This is a genomic window from Rhodococcus sp. IEGM 1379 (genome assembly GCF_030056815.1).
In the GTDB taxonomy this organism is placed as follows: Bacteria; Actinomycetota; Actinomycetes; order Mycobacteriales; family Mycobacteriaceae; genus Rhodococcus_F.
Genome location: NZ_JASHKR010000053.1, coordinates 12,579 through 28,979 on the forward strand (window position 1 = coordinate 12,579; position 16,401 = coordinate 28,979).

Genomic DNA, 16,401 nt, shown 5'->3' on the forward strand with positions numbered 1-16,401 from the left:
GACCGCCTTGTCTGATTGTGTGTCGCCGGCGGTGACATCTGTAGAGTCCACCGAGTGATTTCAATCCTCGTCGCGGGTGGCGTCTCGTTATTCGTCGCTCTGTTCCTGACGCCTTTCCTCATCAAAGTGCTGTCCAAGCAGGGGCTCGGACACGAGATCCGCATCGAGGGGCCGCAAAGTCATCAGGGCAAGCGCGGCACCCCGTCGATGGGCGGAATCGCGATCATCGCGGGTATGTGGGCGGGCTATCTGGCAGCTCACGTGATCGGCTTCGGTTCGGTACTTCCGAGACTGTCCGCTTCGGGTTGGTTGGTCCTCGCGTTGGCGACGTCACTGGGAATCGTCGGATTCCTGGACGACTTCATCAAGATTCGTAAGAAACGCAACCTCGGCTTGAACAAGACCGCGAAGACGGTCGGTCAGCTCGCGAGCGCGGTCATTTTCGGCGTGCTGTTTCTACAGTTCTCCAACAACAAGGGCGTGACACCGGGTAGCCAGTACCTCTCCCATGTTAGGGATATCTCGGTGTTCTCGATGGGAACGATCGGGTTCCTGGTCTTCTTCTGCGTGCTTGTCTTCGCCTGGTCCAATGCCGTCAACTTCACCGACGGCCTTGACGGCCTCGCAGCCGGTTCGATGGGCATGATCCTCGGCACCTACGTCGTCATCGCCGGGTGGCAGTACCGGAACTCGTGCGTGCTCGACCCCGTCGCCGGTTGTTACGACGTGCGGGATCCGCTCGACATTGCGATAGTTGCGGCCGCTGCGGGTGGAGCGTGCCTCGGTTTCCTCTGGTGGAATGCCGCGCCCGCGCAGATCTTCATGGGCGATACGGGTTCACTGGCTCTCGGTGGTCTTGTAGTCGGACTATCCGTCACCACTCACACCGAACTACTGATGGTCATTATCGGCGCCCTGTTCGTCGCTGAGATCCTGTCGGTGATCATTCAGGTGTTGGTGTTCCGATCGTCCGGCCGCCGCGTATTCAAGATGGCCCCGATACACCATCACTTCGAGTTACTCGGTTGGCCCGAGACAGTCGTGATCGCCAGATTCTGGATCTTTGTCGCCATCTCCTGTGTTCTCGGATTGGCGACCTTCTACAGCGAATGGTTTGCCGCCACGGGTTAAGTGGAACTCAGGCCAGGGTCCGGAAGGACCCTGACCCGACAACGGTTCCGTCGGCTTCCAACGTGTAGGTGTACGTCGTGTCCGGGCTGAGGCTCGAGACAATGCTCAGTGTCCGTGGGCCTGTCCTGGTCGTGTAGTTGTAGACGTAGAACGGTCCCTTGACCGCGGTGACCCGGAACGTCGTGCGACTGGTCCCCGGCGGGATGGAGACGGTTAGATCTGCCCCGATTCGGGTTGGGGTGATCGTGTGGTTCCACGTGGATGGCTGCGGTTGCGGCGTTGTCGTCGGCGGGTTGGGCGGCGTAGTCGGAGTCGGTGTCACTACGGGTGTGGTCGGAGTCGGTGTCACTACGGGTGTGGTCGGGATGGTGGGGGTGTTGCCATCTGTACTGGGCACATGCTGGTCCAGGTGCCGCGCCAAGACCTGACCGAACCGGCCCGAGAGATTGTGGCCGAGGCCGGAGGGAGATTCCAGGTCTGTCGTGAACCCTTTCGCCGCGTACCAGGCCGATCCGTTCTGTGCATCACGTAGCGCGTTGTAACCGCCGGCCCCGGTATCGTCCGCTCCGGTGTACCAATGCATCGGAAGGTCGCTGACCAGAGCGTCGTCGAAGGGTGCCGCCGAGACACGCGGCACTCCGCCTCCACCGAAGACCACAGTGCCGCCACCGTTGATCTGTGAGGAGTACTCAGGCAGGTAGAACTGCGTGATGAATTGGGCGCCTCCGCTGTAACCGACGAGCCAGACGTCCTCGCTGTCGATGTTGTAACCGGCTTTGAGTGTGTTGACCAGGTCGGCAACGAAGTCGGCGTTCGCGCTCCCGTTCTCCCACCACGTGATCGGTCCATCGGTGTCCGGCGCGAGCACCGGGACGGTGATGTAACCGCGTCCGCGCGACTGAGCCACGATGCCCGACGCACCTCCGAGGCTGTACGAAGAGGTGGGATTCTTGAACTCGTACGCGTCGTCTCCGTGAAACTGAAGCACCAAACCAGCCGCATGGTCTTGCGGGATTCCCGAGGCATAGACGTGGTACTGGGATGACAGGCCGTTGGACGCGGTGAAAGGCTGGAACGTTCGATCCGAGTACTCCAAGCCGGTGCCGTTCGTACTCAGTGCCGACGCGACCGGTGGTATCGCCGTCGCAAGGCCGAAGCCAACCGTTGCGATGACTGTGGCCAGGGCTGCTGTCGTCAGTCGTGTTCGCCGCATCGATGATGCCTTTCGTTGCTGTGGTCCCCTTGTCTCACTACAGCACATCTGGTCAGAGCTTGAATCATGCTGAGTGAAAGTAGTGTCAGCCCGCAGCGTAAACGGCAGAGTCACTGAAGTAACGCGGGTGTGGCCGAGTGGCTAGGCACCGGCCTGCAAAGCCGTTCACACGGGTTCGAATCCCGTCATCCGCTCCAACGACAAACGGGGCCGACATTGTCGGCCCCGTTTGGTTTCGCCTGTATGTCGGCGATTGTTTCTTGCGATCAGCTGCCGGCCGTGAGCTTCTGGAGAAGCTTCACGATCTGCGAAACGATGTCGATGGTTGAGCTGATGGTGTCGATGGAACCCACGGTTGTCCTCCGTTTGTGTGATGCCCGACCCGGTGCCGTGCAGATGCACGCTAGCAAACTGGACAGTTGTTAGGGTAAATGTAGCCATTTAGTGCAATTCGGCGTGGCGAAAGCCGGGAAGTGATATAAAACGGGCCGAACTCCCCGAAGTCCGGCCCGTTCGTTGCTACGTGGAGATCAGCTGAAGGCGGAGACCGCGGAAATCAGGCCGATGGCAGCAATTCCGAGCTTGAGGACATTCATGATGTCGGCGAGTTTGACACCTTCGGGCAAAACGTCTTCGACAGACTGCATGTCGTAATTCCTAACGTGTTGGGGAAACGTGGTCCAGTGCCACTGCAAGCAAGATACCTAACGATTCTCGCTGGCGTGCGCCCGGTGGTCCGGATCACAATTACGCAAAATCGGCAATTTGTCCAGTAGTTGCGCTGGTCGCGGCCGTAAGTGAATGGCCCATTGACCTCTTTCTGCGGCTATCTATAACGTTTAGTTACACGTAGATGAGGTGAGGAGTCAGACAGTGTCAGGTTTCGACATCGTGGTCAACAACGGTCTGTGGTTCGACGGAACTGGGGTGCCCGGCCTGCGTCGCAATCTGGGAATCCGGGACGGAGTTGTTGCAGAAGTGTCGATTGACCCACTTCTCGCCGGGCCCGACACCGAAGTGATCGACGCCGCCGACAAGTGGGTGCTCCCCGGCTTTGTGGACGTCCACACGCACTACGACGCCGAAGTTCTCGTCAGCCCCGGGTTGCCCGAATCTGTCCGCCACGGCGTCACGACGGTTGTACTGGGTAGCTGCTCGCTGTCCACTGTGTACTCGACTCCGCAGGAATCCGCGGACCTGTTCAGTCGGGTTGAAGCCGTCCCTCACGACGCGGTCTTGCGCATTCTCCAGGAGAAGAAGACGTGGACCGGGCCTGCGGCCTACGCGGCGGCGCTCGACGCACTTCCCCTCAGTCCGAATGTTGCCGCCTTTATCGGTCATTCGGGGCACCGAAACTTCTACGACGCTGTCATCGTCGGTTGTCCCGACGAGACGCTGATCGGAAAGAACTTCGGGGAGGTCGGCGACATTCGTGGCGTGCATCCGGTCGACGCCTATCTCGACCTCGTTGTGAAGTACGGGAAGAAGCTTCGCTGGCGCACCACGATCGCCAATCACCGCCCGAAGTACGCCAAGAAACTGGCGTCCAGTTCCGGAGTTCAGATGGGCTTCGGTGACGTCGGCGCGCATTTGCGGAACATGGCGTTCTACAACTACCCCGTGCGACTTCTCAAGCGAGTCAACGATGCTCAGGGAGATCGGAAGCCGTTCCTGACCGTCGAGCGCGCGATTCATCGCCTCACCGGAGAACTCGCAGATTGGTACGGACTTGATGCCGGGCACTTGCGCAAGGGGGATCGTGCCGACCTCGTTGTCATCGACCCGGCCGGGTTCGACGAGTCGGTGGAGGGACTGTTCGAGGCAACAGTTCCCGAATACAACGGCATCTCGCGAATGGTGAACCGTAGCGACGGTGCCGCGGTGGCTACCGTGATCAACGGCCGGTTGGTGTACCGCGACGGCGCATTCGCCGCAGGATTCGGTATCGAGAAGACGGGCAGGTTTCTGCGGGCCGGTGAGAATTCGCCCGCGATGGAGTCGGTGCGCGCTAGCGTGGCACCATGACCGCAGAAGTTTCGAGGCTCACCACCTACACGCGTTCCGGGCTGACCTTCGATGTTCGTGACGAAGGCCCGATCGACGGCCCGGTTGTTGTTCTGCTCCATGGTTTTCCGCAGGATTCGTCGTCCTGGGATCGGTTGGTGCCGTACTTGCACGCGCGCGGTTACCGTACCGTCGCGCCGGATCAACGTGGATACTCTTCCGGGGCCCGTCCGAAATCGCGGTGGTCGTACCGAGGATCCGAACTGGTTGCTGACACAGTTGCTTTGATCGATGCCGTGGGCGTCGGAAAAGTACATCTGGTGGGTCACGATTGGGGCGCCGGGGTTGCTTGGGAGGTCGCGGCGCAGCGACCGGACTTGCTGCGTACGCTGACCGCGCTGTCCGTTCCGCATCCATTGGCTTTTGTCAGAGCGATGTTGACCAGCACTCAGGGCTTGAAGTCCTGGTACATGGCGGCATTTCAGCTGCCGATTCTCCCGGAATGGGTCCTGTCCAGAACCGCTGCCGGGCAGAAGGTTCTGGTTGCGAGCGGGCAAAGCCCAGAACGCGCACGGCGTGATCTGGACGCGATGCGTTCGCCGAGGCGCCTACGCGGTGGGCTGAACTGGTATCGCGCCATGTGGATGAGAAATCCGAAACCGCGCGCCGTTCGTGTCAGCGTTCCGACGCTCCACATCTGGAGCGACAACGACACCGCAATCGGTCCCAAAGGTAGTGAGCTCACGCCGCGATTCGTGGACGGTCCGTACCGTTTCGAAGTTCTTCGCGGCGTGAGCCATTGGATACCCGACGAAGCGCCGGAACAGTTGGACCGGTTACTCGCCGAGCATCTTCAGGGCTGATTCGGCGATCAGTACGGCGCCGTCCTCCGGGAGAATGAACCCGCCCGACACGGCGCGGTTGGTGGCCTCGGTGAACGCCGTCACGTAGGCGCCGTGGCCCGGGTACAGGGCCGCCAATGTCGCGGCATCGAACGGGATGGTCGCACCGTTGGTGGGGACGTGCACCTTTTCTCCGGTCAGCACCGCGAGCGGTACGTCGAGGTGAGGCGTTCGGACGCCGCCGAGCGCGTTTCCGTGGCGGTCCCGCACAATCGCGTCGTCAGCGGTCGTGATGGGAGGTGCCGACGCCGGGGCAGCACCGCCCGCTGCCCACTCACGTAGGCCGCGTAGTGCAGCGCAGCAGACGTATCGCTGTGGTCCGTCGTTGACGATGTCGAACAGTGCTGCGAGGTTCTTGATGTCGACGAACTGGCGAACGTACTGCGGATGAAGGATTTTCAGTGAGTATGCGTCCGAGTGTGCGGTGCCCGCGATTTCCCACGTGCGGATCATGTCGGTGTCGGGCTGACGAGCGGCAACAAAACTGGTGGGGCCGGGTCCGCCGCACAGTTCGAATAGTTCAGTCTCGGTAATCAACTGGAACACGGGAACATCAAGATCGGTGCGTACCCGGGCCGGCGCGGGATCCAGGAGCATCATGCCGTCGCCCAGAGGAGCTCCGATGCCGCCGCGGGCATGGACGATCAAGCCGTCGAAGACTCGGGCGTGAGGCGCAACAGCGTTGGCATACGTCAGCATTCGGAATCCCGATTGTGACTGTCCGGCCGCAAGGATCTGTGTCGGCACCAGACCGCCCAGCGGATCGACGTCGCCGGGTGAACGTAAGGCTGTGCCGATCTGAGAAAAGATGTCGTAGGAATACCGGTCTCCCGGGTGATCGAGATTCCCGTATCGCTCGGGGTCCCACGTCAGTAGGCCGACAACACCGTCGCCGAGAGCGCTACCGCCGGTGCTGGTGATCCCGGCAGCTTGCGCGGAAACGCCTACCCAGGCATAGCCTCTGGTGATTTCTTCGTTCATGTGTCCGAAATCGACATCGACGTCGGTGTCGCCGCTGACATTGAGCCACTCGACGAGGACGGTTCCGTTGAACGTGTCCGGGTCCGTCGGCGTGCGCACGATGATTCGTGTTGTGTACGGCGCGGACGACTCTTCCTCGACGTCCCAACGGCCATCGGAAGTCCACGAGTTCGTAGCGATGTACGACGCCGCGTTACCGCTGATGAAGTACTCGCGCTCTACATAGTCGGCAGCTGAAATATCCAAAGACGTGGATGTGCCGGGGAAGCCGTGGGAACCCCCGACTATCGGTCCTGCGACAGAAATTGATCGGTTGACGTGCAACGTCATAGTGAGCAGGTCCTCGTGGGTGTCGGCATCAGTGTTCGGTTGCCGCTGATCCTGTACCGACACCCGGGGCCCTGATGTGGTTTTCCCGCTGTGCGGGACCGAATTACCGTGCTCCGAAGCGCTCTTCCACCTGCTCGGTGGTGAGGCCGAACTCCTCGAGGGTGTACTTGTGCGCGGGTTTGCGTGAGCCGGAGCGAGATTCCTCGTGCATCGATTCCATCGACGTTTGTGCTGCGGTAGTCAACGGAATGTCGAAATGTGTGTAGATGTTCTCGACGGTGCCGAGCGGGTCGGTGACAAAATTCTGGTAGTCGACGTCGATGAACTGGGCCGGATTGTGATGTGCGCGTGCGGCATCGAATTGCTCGAGGCCACGCGCCCAGAGTTCGAGTTGACTCTCGCCGATGACCTTGCCGGTGAAGGTGTTGGACCAGCCGTCGGTGGCCTGTGCTGACAAACTGCACACCGACGGGATGATCGTCGTGGGGGAGCGATGCGTCTGGACGATCAACGCATCAGGGTAGGCGGCCATCAGTTCGTCGAGTGCAAACAGGTGGCTGGGGTTTTTGAGCACCCACCGGCGATCTTGATCGGGAAGACCGATCAGCTGCAGATTCTTCTTGTGTCGCGCATAGGCATTGGACCATTCCTGGTTCTTCAGCCAATTCGAATACGTGGGCAAGTTGGCCAGGCACTCGTACGACACCGACTTGAAGGTCTGGCGCAGCAGTTGCCAGCATTCCTCGACTTCGCTCGCAGACATGTAGTGCACGCCCATGAACTCGGGATGCTCCACATGGTGTTGGCCGAACGTTTCCTCGATCTTCGCGTACACGGGATTTGTTTCCCACGTATCGCGCGGCGGGCGAGGCTGGGGAAACTCGGTCAACCACATCTCGAGACCCTGGTGCGCTGGATCGACCGTCAGGAGGCGGTGCAGCGCAGTGGTTCCGGTGCGAGGCAACCCGGTGACGAAGATCGGCCGTTCGATCTTGACGTCCGCATGCTCGGGATGTTGTTTCCACGCAGATTCGCTGAGCAGTCGTGCAACGAGTGCGCCGCGCAGGAACACACGAGAGATCTTGCTGCCGAAGGGCGTCAGGTCTTCGTCGCGGTCGTACGACTCGAGGAGAACCGACAGAGCCTCGGTGTAATCGTCGACGCCGAAATCGGTGAGCCCGGTCATCTTGGTCGCGGACGCGTGCAGATCTTCGACGGTTCCGACGTGTGTGCGTTCAGACATGGTGCTCCTAGTGGTGGAATTCGCCGCAGTTGACGTCGAGGCACTGTCCGGTGACAGCACTGGCCAGAGGAGACGCCAGGAAGATTGCCGCATCGGACACTTCGTCCATCGTCGGGAGGCGTTTGAGGTCGGTGTTCGAAGCGGTGTGCTCGTAGATTTGATCAACGGTCATGCCGAACTTTTCGGCCTGATGCGCGAAGTAACCCTTGAGTGTGTCGCCCCAAATATAGCCCGGAGCAATCGAATTGACGCGGATTCCCTGAGGGCCGAGTTCTGTGGCCAGTGACTGCGACATGGCGAGCAGAGCCGACTTCGCCATCTTGTAGCTGCCGTACCGCTCCTGAGAGTGTCGGAGCACCATCGAATTGATGTTCACAACCGAGCCTTTCGACTCGGCCAGTGCGGGTGTGAAGAGTTGGGTCAGCCGAAGTGCCCCGAGCACGGTGAGTTCGATGCTGTCGCGGATGTGCTGGTAGTCGGTGCGTGCCAACGGTTTCATCGACGGTACCGAGAAGGCGTTGTTGACGAGAGTGTCAACCTTGCCGTAAGCGGCGATCGATTCTTCGACCAGATTCTCCACCGACGCCTGATCGGTGATGTCAGTGGCCACGGTTACTGCGCGTCCGCCGGCATCGACGATTTCCTTTGCCACGTCGTCTAATCGCGACTGGGTGCGTGCAGCGAGAACCAGGCTTGCGCCGGATGCCGCGCAGCGTAGGGCTAGTGAACGGCCGAGTGCGGGGCCCACCCCGGAAATGACAACTACCTGGTCCTTGAGCAGTTCGGTCATGATTACCCCAGCATTCGGTTGTCGATGGCGGACTGGCGCAGCGAAATTCGCGCTGCCCATTCTTCGGGCGTGATCGTGTTGGTGCCGAAATGCGGCAAGTGCTTCTCGAGGTCGGCGATCTCCACAATCTCGACGCTGGGTCCGTCTTGAGGAGTGAGTTCCCGTGACACCCGCTGCCAGCGGAACTGCAGGATTCCACGCGGATGGCCGACGGTTTCCACCCAGTTGGTAACGCCGGGGTTCTTCTCGCTCACCACCATTCGGACCATCCCGTCCGGATCTACCTGGGCCTGACCGTTGTTGAGGGAGGTCTGGTGGTTGATGTAGTCGAGTGAGATGTACCAGAGGCTGCCGAGTTGGAAACCGAGGTACGGCGCATCGGACGCCGGGACGGTGATGATCATCGCCTGGTCGTCGGTCAGTTCGTAGTGCCCCACAGAGGAGTACTGCGTCGCGAGGCCGCCGGGCGTCAGGCGCGGTTCGGTCATCGTGTTGACCGGAAGCTTCATGTAGAACCACTCGGGGAACTGGAGCCACGTCTTGACCCGTGTGACCAGGGCCTTGCCGGCGCGGGCAAAGCGTTTCTCGGTTTCTTCCGGGGTCAGGGGCGCCGGTGCGGTTCCGATGGAATCGGTGCGTTCGATACGGATGACTCCGCGTTGCTGACTCCAGTCGCTGTAGACCTCACGAACGACGAGCTGCGAGGATCCGGGGGCCAATGTGAAGTAATTGGAGCGGCCGTCGGCAGGGCCGGGGCCGAACCAGACAACAAACGTGCCGTCGTCGGCGATTTCCAGTGTGCGATCGTCGAAAGCGATCTCACTGCCGGGGACATTGGAATTGGTGTAGTTGCCGCTCAACACCTGGAAACTCAGATCGGCTGTGGTGCCGCGCGTTCCGGTGACCTTGTATTCCTTGTCATCGTTGATGCGGGCGCCGAAGTACAGCGTGTCCGGGTTGTCGAGGCCCATTTTCGTGAACGGCCCGGTGCCCTGTACGAAGCTGGGGTGGGTCTTCTCGGCAGCCCAGGCAGCGTGCATCGTTGCGATGACACCACCGGCCAGGTATTGGTAGCCCTCCAGGAGATCCTGTTCGGATCTGATGTGCGGCGCAGTCTCGATCAGTTTTTCGGCCTCGGCGATTGCCTGGGCGAACGGGTCCGTCAGCACGCTGGCTCCTCACAGTTCCGGCGGTGCCGCCGGCCCAGAGCATCATGGTACAAATATGTACCTATGGGGTAGATCTTTATGAACCGACAATAGAACGTGTTCTAGGGAGTGGTCAATGGGTGAGCCCGAGAAGGTCCGTTCTGCGGGACGTCAGTCCCCGCCGACCGAACGCGTCGTGCAGGTTCTCGACTATCTCGTTGCCCGCCCTGACCAGCGTTTCGGATTGTCGGAGCTGGCCCGAGCGCTCGAGATCAGCAAGCCGACCTGTCTGGGCATCCTGACGGTCCTGACGGATCGTGGTTACCTCGCGCGGGACGAAGCCCTCAAGACCTACGGGTTGGGTCCGGCGCTGATCGCTGCCGGCCGCGCCGCTCAGCGCGGGTTTGCCGTGGGCCCGATCGCCCGGGCACACCTGCAGAAGTTGAGTGCCGAATTCGGGACTACCTGTACGGCGTCGGCGGTGGTCGGCGACAGGATCAGCGTTCTCGAGGTGACCGGCCCCGAGGGGATAAGGGTCGCGGCCAGGGTTGGCCAGGTTTATCCCTTCGCTCCACCTGTCGGATTGATGTACGTGCTGTGGGGGTCTGACGACGACCTCGAGAACTGGCTCGGCAAAGAACCCAGCCTTCCGGTTCGACTAGATCGTGAGCGCCTGTGGAACGTGGTCCGGGAATGTCGTGGTGCGGGATACCTTGTCGAGAGTCTCGACCCGATTGGCCAACGTCTGCATACATTGATGGCAGGTGTTGCGACGCACGATCTTCCGCCGGAAGTGCGGGAGCTACTCGGTGAAATGGTGTCGAGTTTGGGGGAGAGGGTGTACCTTGGCCGGGACATCAGTTCGGATGACGAGCACCCTGTCTCTCTGATCGCCGCTCCGACCTATGACGCCGAGGGGCATCAGGCGTTGGTGTTGACGCTGTACGTCGGTGGAGCAATCTCGGGGGCCGAGATCGAACGACGAGCGACAGAATTGGTGGAGGCCGCCGATGCGGTGACCGCAGAAGTGGGTGGAAGAAGTCCGGTTCGCAGCCATTGACCTTGAGTAGAACGCGTTCTATTCTGTGAATGCGTTCAATTAAGAACCAGTGCGGTACAAAAATGTACCGAAGCGGAATAGATGATCCGCGCAGGGGTTCTCGGTGCTCAGGAGCTGAAGAGATGGCAACACTCCAATCCCCGCCCGCGTACGAGTTATCGCATCTGCGGGCACTCGAGGCCGAGGCAGTCCACATTTTTCGTGAGGTTGCGGCAACGTTCGAGAAGCCGGTGCTTCTGTTCTCCGGCGGCAAGGATTCTGTTGTCATGCTGGCTGTCGCGGCCAAGGCATTCTGGCCCGCGCCTCTGCCGTTTGCCGTCATGCATGTCGATACCGGTCACAATTTCGACGAAGTCATCGAATTCCGTGATCGCACCGTAGACCGGTTCGGTCTGCGGATGGTCGTCTCCAGCGTGCAGGACGATATCGACGCCGGCCGGGTCACCGAAGACACCGGGGTTGGCGCCAGCCGAAATCGCTTGCAAACACACGCACTGTTGCGCGGAATTCGTGACGGGAAGTTTGACGCCGTGTTCGGCGGCGCTCGACGCGACGAAGAAAAAGCGCGCGCAAAAGAACGCGTTTTCAGCTTCCGCGACGAATTCGGTCAATGGGACCCCAAGGTGCAACGGCCGGAACTGTGGAACCTGTACAACGGCAAACACCGTAAGGGCGAGCACATTCGCATCTTCCCGCTCTCCAACTGGACCGAACTCGACATCTGGCAGTACATCGAGAGCGAGATGATCGACCTCCCGAACATCTACTACGCCCATCGGCGCGAAGTGGTGCCGCGCGACGGAATGCTGTTGGCGCGCACACGCTTTCTCGAGTTGCGTGAGGGCGAAGAATCCTACGAAGCATTGGTGCGTTTTCGGACCGTCGGCGACGCCACGTGTACCGGCTGTGTGGAATCGTCCGCCGAAACAGCGGCAGCCGTTGTCGAAGAAGTAGCAGCAAGTCGGATCACCGAACGCGGAGCAACGCGCGCCGACGACCGAATCTCCGAAGCCGGAATGGAAGATCGTAAGAAAGAGGGGTACTTCTGATGCCGCAACTCCTCCGCGTCGCAACGGCAGGCAGCGTCGACGACGGTAAGTCGACGCTCATCGGCCGGCTGCTCTACGACTCCAAATCGATCTTCGAAGATCAACTCGAAGCAGTCGAGCGGACCAGTCGTGAACGCGGTGACGAGTACGCCAACCTGGCACTGCTCACCGACGGTTTGCGTGCCGAGCGCGAACAGGGCATCACGATCGATGTGGCGCACCGCTACTTCGCGACGCCGCACCGCAAATTCATCATCGCGGATACACCCGGGCATGAGCAGTACACCCGCAATATGGTGACCGGTGCGTCGACGGCCGACCTGGCGCTCATCCTGGTGGACGCTCGCAAAGGTGTCCTGGAACAAACTCGTCGACATGCTTTCCTGTCAACGCTTCTCGGGATCCCGCACCTTGTGCTGTGTGTGAACAAGATGGATCTGGTCGGCTGGTCGCAGGAGCGATTCGAGGAGATCAAGGAAGAGTTCCGTCAATTCGCGATCAAGCTCGACGTGCACGACCTGTCATTCATTCCGGTGTCGGCGCTGTTGGGGGACAACATAGTTGCACGCACCGAGAACATGGATTGGTATGACGGTCCGTCGCTGTTGCACCATCTCGAGCAGGTGCACATCGCGTCGGATCGCAACCTCATCGACGCGCGTTTTCCGGTGCAATACGTCATCCGCCCGCAGAATCAGACCGATGCCGAACTCCACGATTTTCGCGGATACGCGGGAACCGTCGCCAGCGGTGTTTTCAAGACCGGTGACGAAGTAGTTGTTCTCCCTTCAGGTTTCACGTCGACGGTGAAGGCAGTGCACGGTCCCGGTGGAACCGTGATCGAGGAGGCCTTCGCGCCGTCAGCGGTCTGTATCGAACTGGCCGACAACCTCGACGTCAGTCGCGGCGATCAGCTTTGTCGACTCAACAATCGGCCGCAGGTCGGCCAGGAGATCGATGCGATGATCTGTTGGCTCACCGAGCAGACCACGCTGTCCGAGAACAATCGATATTCGTTGCTGCACACCACGCGTTCCACCAAAGCTCAAATCGTTCGGCTGGATTACCGCCTCGACGTCAACACCCTGCACCGCGACGAGAGTGCAGAATCGCTGTCACTCAACGAGATCGGCCGTATCTCCATCAAGACGCAGCAGCCGTTGATGTTCGACCCCTACCGTCGAAATCGTGTTACCGGCAGTTTCATCCTCGTCGACGAGACCACCGGCAACACCGTCGCGGCCGGCATGATCAACGGCCCCACGCTCAAGGAATCGCGCGTCGTCTGGCACAGCTCCGAAGTCTCCCGCGACGAGCGTGCGACTCAGGGTGCAACTGTGTGGCTGACAGGGTTGTCTGCATCAGGCAAATCCACCATTGCCGTCGAACTCGAGCGTCGACTGGTCGCGGCCGGTATCCCGGCCTACCGACTCGACGGTGACAACCTTCGGCACGGACTCAACGCAGATTTGGGATTCAGCGCCGACGATCGCACCGAAAACGTTCGCCGAGTCGGCTCGGTGGCGCAGATGTTCGCCGATTCCGGAGCCGTGGCGGTGGCCTGCCTGATCAGTCCGTACCGCGAGGACCGTGATCGAGTGCGTGCTGCTCACGAAGCTGCCGGGCTGAGGTTCATCGAGGTGTACGTCGATACGCCGATCCAACAGTGCGAGGCCCGCGATCCAAAGGGTATGTATGCCAAGGCTCGGGCCGGTGAGATCACCGGATTCACCGGTGTCGACGATCCCTACGAGATTCCCGAGAGGGCAGAGTTGACAGTTCGTCCGGAGAACGGAACGCCTACCGAAATTGCCCTGCGGATTATGGAAGTGTTGGACCGGTGAGCGAAACAACCCCCAGCGGATCCGCCGACGTCGAGTTGGCGGCGCAATTGGCTGAGGTCGCGGGTGCGATTCTCCTCGAGATTCGAGCCGAAGGCCTCGGAGTCACCGACGGTCGTGAACTGGGCCGGCGTGGAGATAAAGCTGCCGACGTCTACATCCTGGACAGGCTCGCTGAACTTCGCCCCGATGATGCTGTCCTGTCCGAAGAATCTGCCGACGATCGCACAAGGCTGGAAGCGTCCCGCGTCTGGATCATCGACCCGCTCGACGGATCCAGAGAGTACGGACTGCCTGGTCATACGGATTGGGCTGTGCACGTGGCACTCTGGGAGCGCGGTCAGGAAATTACCGCGGCAGCTGTCTCTCAACCGGCGCTCGGAGAGGTGTATTCCAGCGGCGATAGCTTCGCTGATGTTCCCGCCAACTCACCGCTCCGTATCGTGGTCAGTGGCTCGAGGCCGCCGGTATTTACCGACGACGTAGCAGCAGAACTCGGTGCGGAGGTCATCCTGTTGGGCTCGGCCGGAGCAAAGGCGATGGCCGTCGTTCGCGGCGACGTCGACGCCTATCTGCACGCCGGCGGGCAATGGGAATGGGACTCGGCTGCGCCGGTCGGCGTCGCTGCGGCAGCGGGCCTGCATTGCAGTCGCATCGACGGTTCACCCCTGCGCTACAACGAATCCCACCCTTACCTACCGGATCTCGTGATCTGCCGACCGGAGTTGGCCGAGACGATTCTGAGCGCAATTGCCAAGCACTCCAGCGAATCGGCAGTCAGTGGGCGCATCGCGATGGCACGCGAATACGTCAACGCACTTCTCACCCACGACGCAACCAAAGTTCGCTTTGCGCCCGACGCGTGGCGCGTCGAGAACGGGGAGCGCACCGGAGACACCGGCGCATTCATCAGTCACGAACTCGAAAACGGTCAGCAATACCGCGGAATCATCGCGATACGTGAACTTGCACTGCGTGAGTGGGGCGAAAGCGTCGTAGCGCGGTATCTGCTTGATCTCGGGACTCCCGGACAGACTCTCGCCGTCACGGTGTTCGTCACCGAATATTTCGGTATTCCGGCCGGCGAGATCGAATCCATCTTGGCCATCATCGAACCCCACCCGAGCGACGAGGAAACACAATGACATCCGAGCTCATTGCACCCGAGAACGTGATCACAGAATTTTGTGCACTCTGGGCCGACGCGGACGTATCCGCCATTATCGAATGCTTCACCGAAGATGCTGTGTACCACAATATTCCGATGGAACTCGTATTCGGAAAGGAAGCGATCAAGGCGTTCATCGAAGGATTTATCGGTGCGTTTGGTGGCATCGACTTCCAGATCAAGCGACAGGTCGCCAGCGGGGACGTCGTGATGAACGAGCGTGTCGACGTCTTCACGATCAACAGCGCCGAGGTGGCGCTGCCCGTCATGGGTGTCTTCGAGGTCCGAGACGGAAAGATCAGCGCCTGGCGCGACTACTTCGACATGGCGCCGATTACGGCGGCAGCCGGCCAGGGCTGACTTTCTCGGTTACTCCGCGATGATGCGGTGCGGGAAGTCCTCCGAGCGATGCTGGAATCGCGTGATGGCGGGATTCACGATGACACCGTCCCGGATTTCGATGGCCTTCTCGATCGTCTCGTCCTCTTTCCAGCCTGTCGGCCCCGCCATGATGCCCGGCAGATAGGGGAGAAGTGACTCGCTGATCTCCCAGGAAGAGGAGTTCCACAGATACGACGGGCTGTGATCGACGCCGTAATAGGTGACGTTGTCGCCGACGATGAAGGTCGGGTCGGCAAACGACGTGGGGCGAGCCCAGCTGAAGCCCATCCCTTCGTCGCAGGACACATCCACGATGAGGCTGCCCGGCTGGAAGTCCATCAGGTCTTCTTCGGTCAGGAACGTCAATGGTGCATCGGTATTTTGCAGTACGCAATTCACGACGATGTCATGTTCGGCCAGAAATCCGGGGACAGGCACGCTGTGATTGTCGAGCATTACGTGGCTGCCTCGGACGTCACCGTTCTCGTTGTCGAAGGAGACCATGCGTGCCGAGTGGATGGGGGAGCTGACGGCTGTTACCCCGCGTTGCGTCAATACGTCGACCTCGTGGATTCCGTGGGCCTTGAGCGCCGTCACAGCACCTCGCGCGGTGGCGCCGAATCCGATGACGGCGGCAGTGAGGCGTCGTCCGTAGTCTCCGGTCGAGCCGATCAACTGTAGTGCGTGGAGGACCGAGCAATAGCCGGCCAATTCGTTGTTCTTGTGGAAGACATGCAGATTGAACGAACCGTCGCTGTTCCAGTGATTCATCGCCTCGAAAGCGATGAGCGTCAGCTTCTTGTCGATCGCGAGCTGTGTCAGTTCGGTGTCCTGAACGCAATGCGGCCAGCCCCACAGCACTTGCTCGGAACGGAGATCGGCGAGGTCTCGCACCAGTGGCTTCGGAAGAAGGACGATATCGGTTTCAGCCAAAATCTGTTTCCGCGTGCGAATTCCGGCAACAAGACGCGACAGGTAGTCGTCGGTGTACCCGAAGCGATGACCGTAGCCCTCTTCGAGGTAGATCCGCGAGCGTAGTTCCGCGTCGATGCGGTCGAAATGGGCAGGGTGGATCGGCAACCGGCGTTCCGCCGGTTTGGTCGATTGCCCGATGACTCCAAGGGTGCGTGCGTTGTTCAATTGTAAATCTCTCGATAGGT

General features: G+C 60.5%; 14 protein-coding genes and 1 tRNA gene. 9 read left to right on the forward strand and 6 right to left on the reverse strand.

Translation table 11 applies throughout. The annotated features are described in order from the left end of the window. Positions 1-54 precede the first annotated feature (54 nt). Positions 55-1,131 (forward strand): phospho-N-acetylmuramoyl-pentapeptide-transferase, encoded by a 1,077-nt coding sequence (gene mraY, locus QM600_RS21745; RefSeq protein ID WP_283263620.1) that lies wholly within the window; start codon positions 55-57, stop codon positions 1,129-1,131. A gap of 7 nt (positions 1,132-1,138) precedes the next feature. Here the strand turns inward: mraY and QM600_RS21750 are convergent, their stop codons facing one another. Next, positions 1,139-2,344 (reverse strand): alpha/beta hydrolase family protein, encoded by a 1,206-nt coding sequence (locus tag QM600_RS21750; RefSeq protein WP_283263621.1) that lies wholly within the window; start codon positions 2,342-2,344, stop codon positions 1,139-1,141. 123 nt (positions 2,345-2,467) lie between these two features. On the opposite strand from QM600_RS21750, the gene QM600_RS21755 reads away from it, so the two are divergent. The 3 genes from QM600_RS21755 to QM600_RS21765 all read left to right on the forward strand — a co-directional run bounded on the left by QM600_RS21755 (position 2,468) and on the right by QM600_RS21765 (position 5,211). After that, positions 2,468-2,541 (forward strand) — tRNA-Cys (locus QM600_RS21755). A gap of 676 nt (positions 2,542-3,217) precedes the next feature. Beyond that, the gene (locus tag QM600_RS21760) at positions 3,218-4,369 is read left to right on the forward strand and encodes an amidohydrolase family protein (RefSeq protein ID WP_283263622.1); all 1,152 of its coding nucleotides are present in this window, start codon (positions 3,218-3,220) and stop codon (positions 4,367-4,369) included. Continuing rightward, entirely contained in the window at positions 4,366-5,211 is an 846-nt protein-coding gene (locus tag QM600_RS21765; RefSeq protein WP_283263623.1) for an alpha/beta fold hydrolase, read from the forward strand. The genes QM600_RS21760 and QM600_RS21765 overlap by 4 nt, the downstream gene beginning before the upstream one ends. Here the strand turns inward: QM600_RS21765 and QM600_RS21770 are convergent. The 4 genes from QM600_RS21770 to QM600_RS21785 are packed head-to-tail and all read right to left on the reverse strand — an operon-like array spanning position 5,185 to position 9,763. Continuing rightward, positions 5,185-6,624 carry an alpha/beta hydrolase domain-containing protein gene (locus QM600_RS21770; protein WP_283263624.1) on the reverse strand — a complete coding sequence of 480 codons (1,440 nt, stop codon included), beginning with the start codon at positions 6,622-6,624 and terminating at the stop codon, positions 5,185-5,187. The two genes, QM600_RS21765 and QM600_RS21770, sit on opposite strands and share 27 nt — an antisense overlap. 40 nt (positions 6,625-6,664) lie before the next feature. Further along, positions 6,665-7,804 (reverse strand): sulfotransferase family protein, encoded by a 1,140-nt coding sequence (locus QM600_RS21775; RefSeq protein WP_283263625.1) that lies wholly within the window; start codon positions 7,802-7,804, stop codon positions 6,665-6,667. Between the two features lie 7 nt (positions 7,805-7,811). Further along, positions 7,812-8,594 carry an SDR family oxidoreductase gene (locus QM600_RS21780; RefSeq protein ID WP_283263626.1) on the reverse strand — a complete coding sequence of 261 codons (783 nt, stop codon included), beginning with the start codon at positions 8,592-8,594 and terminating at the stop codon, positions 7,812-7,814. 2 nt (positions 8,595-8,596) lie between these two features. Further along, a complete protein-coding gene (locus tag QM600_RS21785) occupies positions 8,597-9,763 on the reverse strand; it encodes a hypothetical protein (RefSeq protein ID WP_283263627.1) in 1,167 nt (388 codons plus the stop codon). Positions 9,764-9,878: 115 nt separating this feature from the next. Here QM600_RS21785 and QM600_RS21790 point away from each other — a divergent pair, with 115 nt between their 5' ends. The 5 genes from QM600_RS21790 to QM600_RS21810 all read left to right on the forward strand — a co-directional run bounded on the left by QM600_RS21790 (position 9,879) and on the right by QM600_RS21810 (position 15,220). Then, positions 9,879-10,802, forward strand: a complete 924-nt coding sequence (locus tag QM600_RS21790; RefSeq protein WP_283263628.1) for an IclR family transcriptional regulator — start codon at positions 9,879-9,881, stop codon at positions 10,800-10,802. Positions 10,803-10,924: 122 nt separating this feature from the next. Beyond that, positions 10,925-11,851, forward strand: a complete 927-nt coding sequence (gene cysD / locus QM600_RS21795) for a sulfate adenylyltransferase subunit CysD (protein WP_243622318.1) — start codon at positions 10,925-10,927, stop codon at positions 11,849-11,851. After that, the gene (gene cysC / locus QM600_RS21800; RefSeq protein ID WP_283263629.1) at positions 11,851-13,695 is read left to right on the forward strand and encodes an adenylyl-sulfate kinase; all 1,845 of its coding nucleotides are present in this window, start codon (positions 11,851-11,853) and stop codon (positions 13,693-13,695) included. Before cysD ends, cysC begins: the two co-directional genes overlap by 1 nt. Then, the gene (locus tag QM600_RS21805; protein ID WP_283263630.1) at positions 13,692-14,837 is read left to right on the forward strand and encodes a 3'(2'),5'-bisphosphate nucleotidase CysQ; all 1,146 of its coding nucleotides are present in this window, start codon (positions 13,692-13,694) and stop codon (positions 14,835-14,837) included. Before cysC ends, QM600_RS21805 begins: the two co-directional genes overlap by 4 nt. A gap of 11 nt (positions 14,838-14,848) precedes the next feature. Next, positions 14,849-15,220, forward strand: coding sequence for a limonene-1,2-epoxide hydrolase family protein (locus tag QM600_RS21810; RefSeq protein ID WP_283263632.1), 372 nt, complete (start codon positions 14,849-14,851; stop codon positions 15,218-15,220). Positions 15,221-15,229: 9 nt separating this feature from the next. On the opposite strand, the gene QM600_RS21815 is transcribed toward QM600_RS21810, so the two are convergent. Then, on the reverse strand, positions 15,230-16,381 hold the full coding sequence (locus tag QM600_RS21815; RefSeq protein ID WP_349307283.1) for a N(5)-(carboxyethyl)ornithine synthase: 1,152 nt from the start codon (positions 16,379-16,381) through the stop codon (positions 15,230-15,232). Positions 16,382-16,401: the final 20 nt, after the last annotated feature.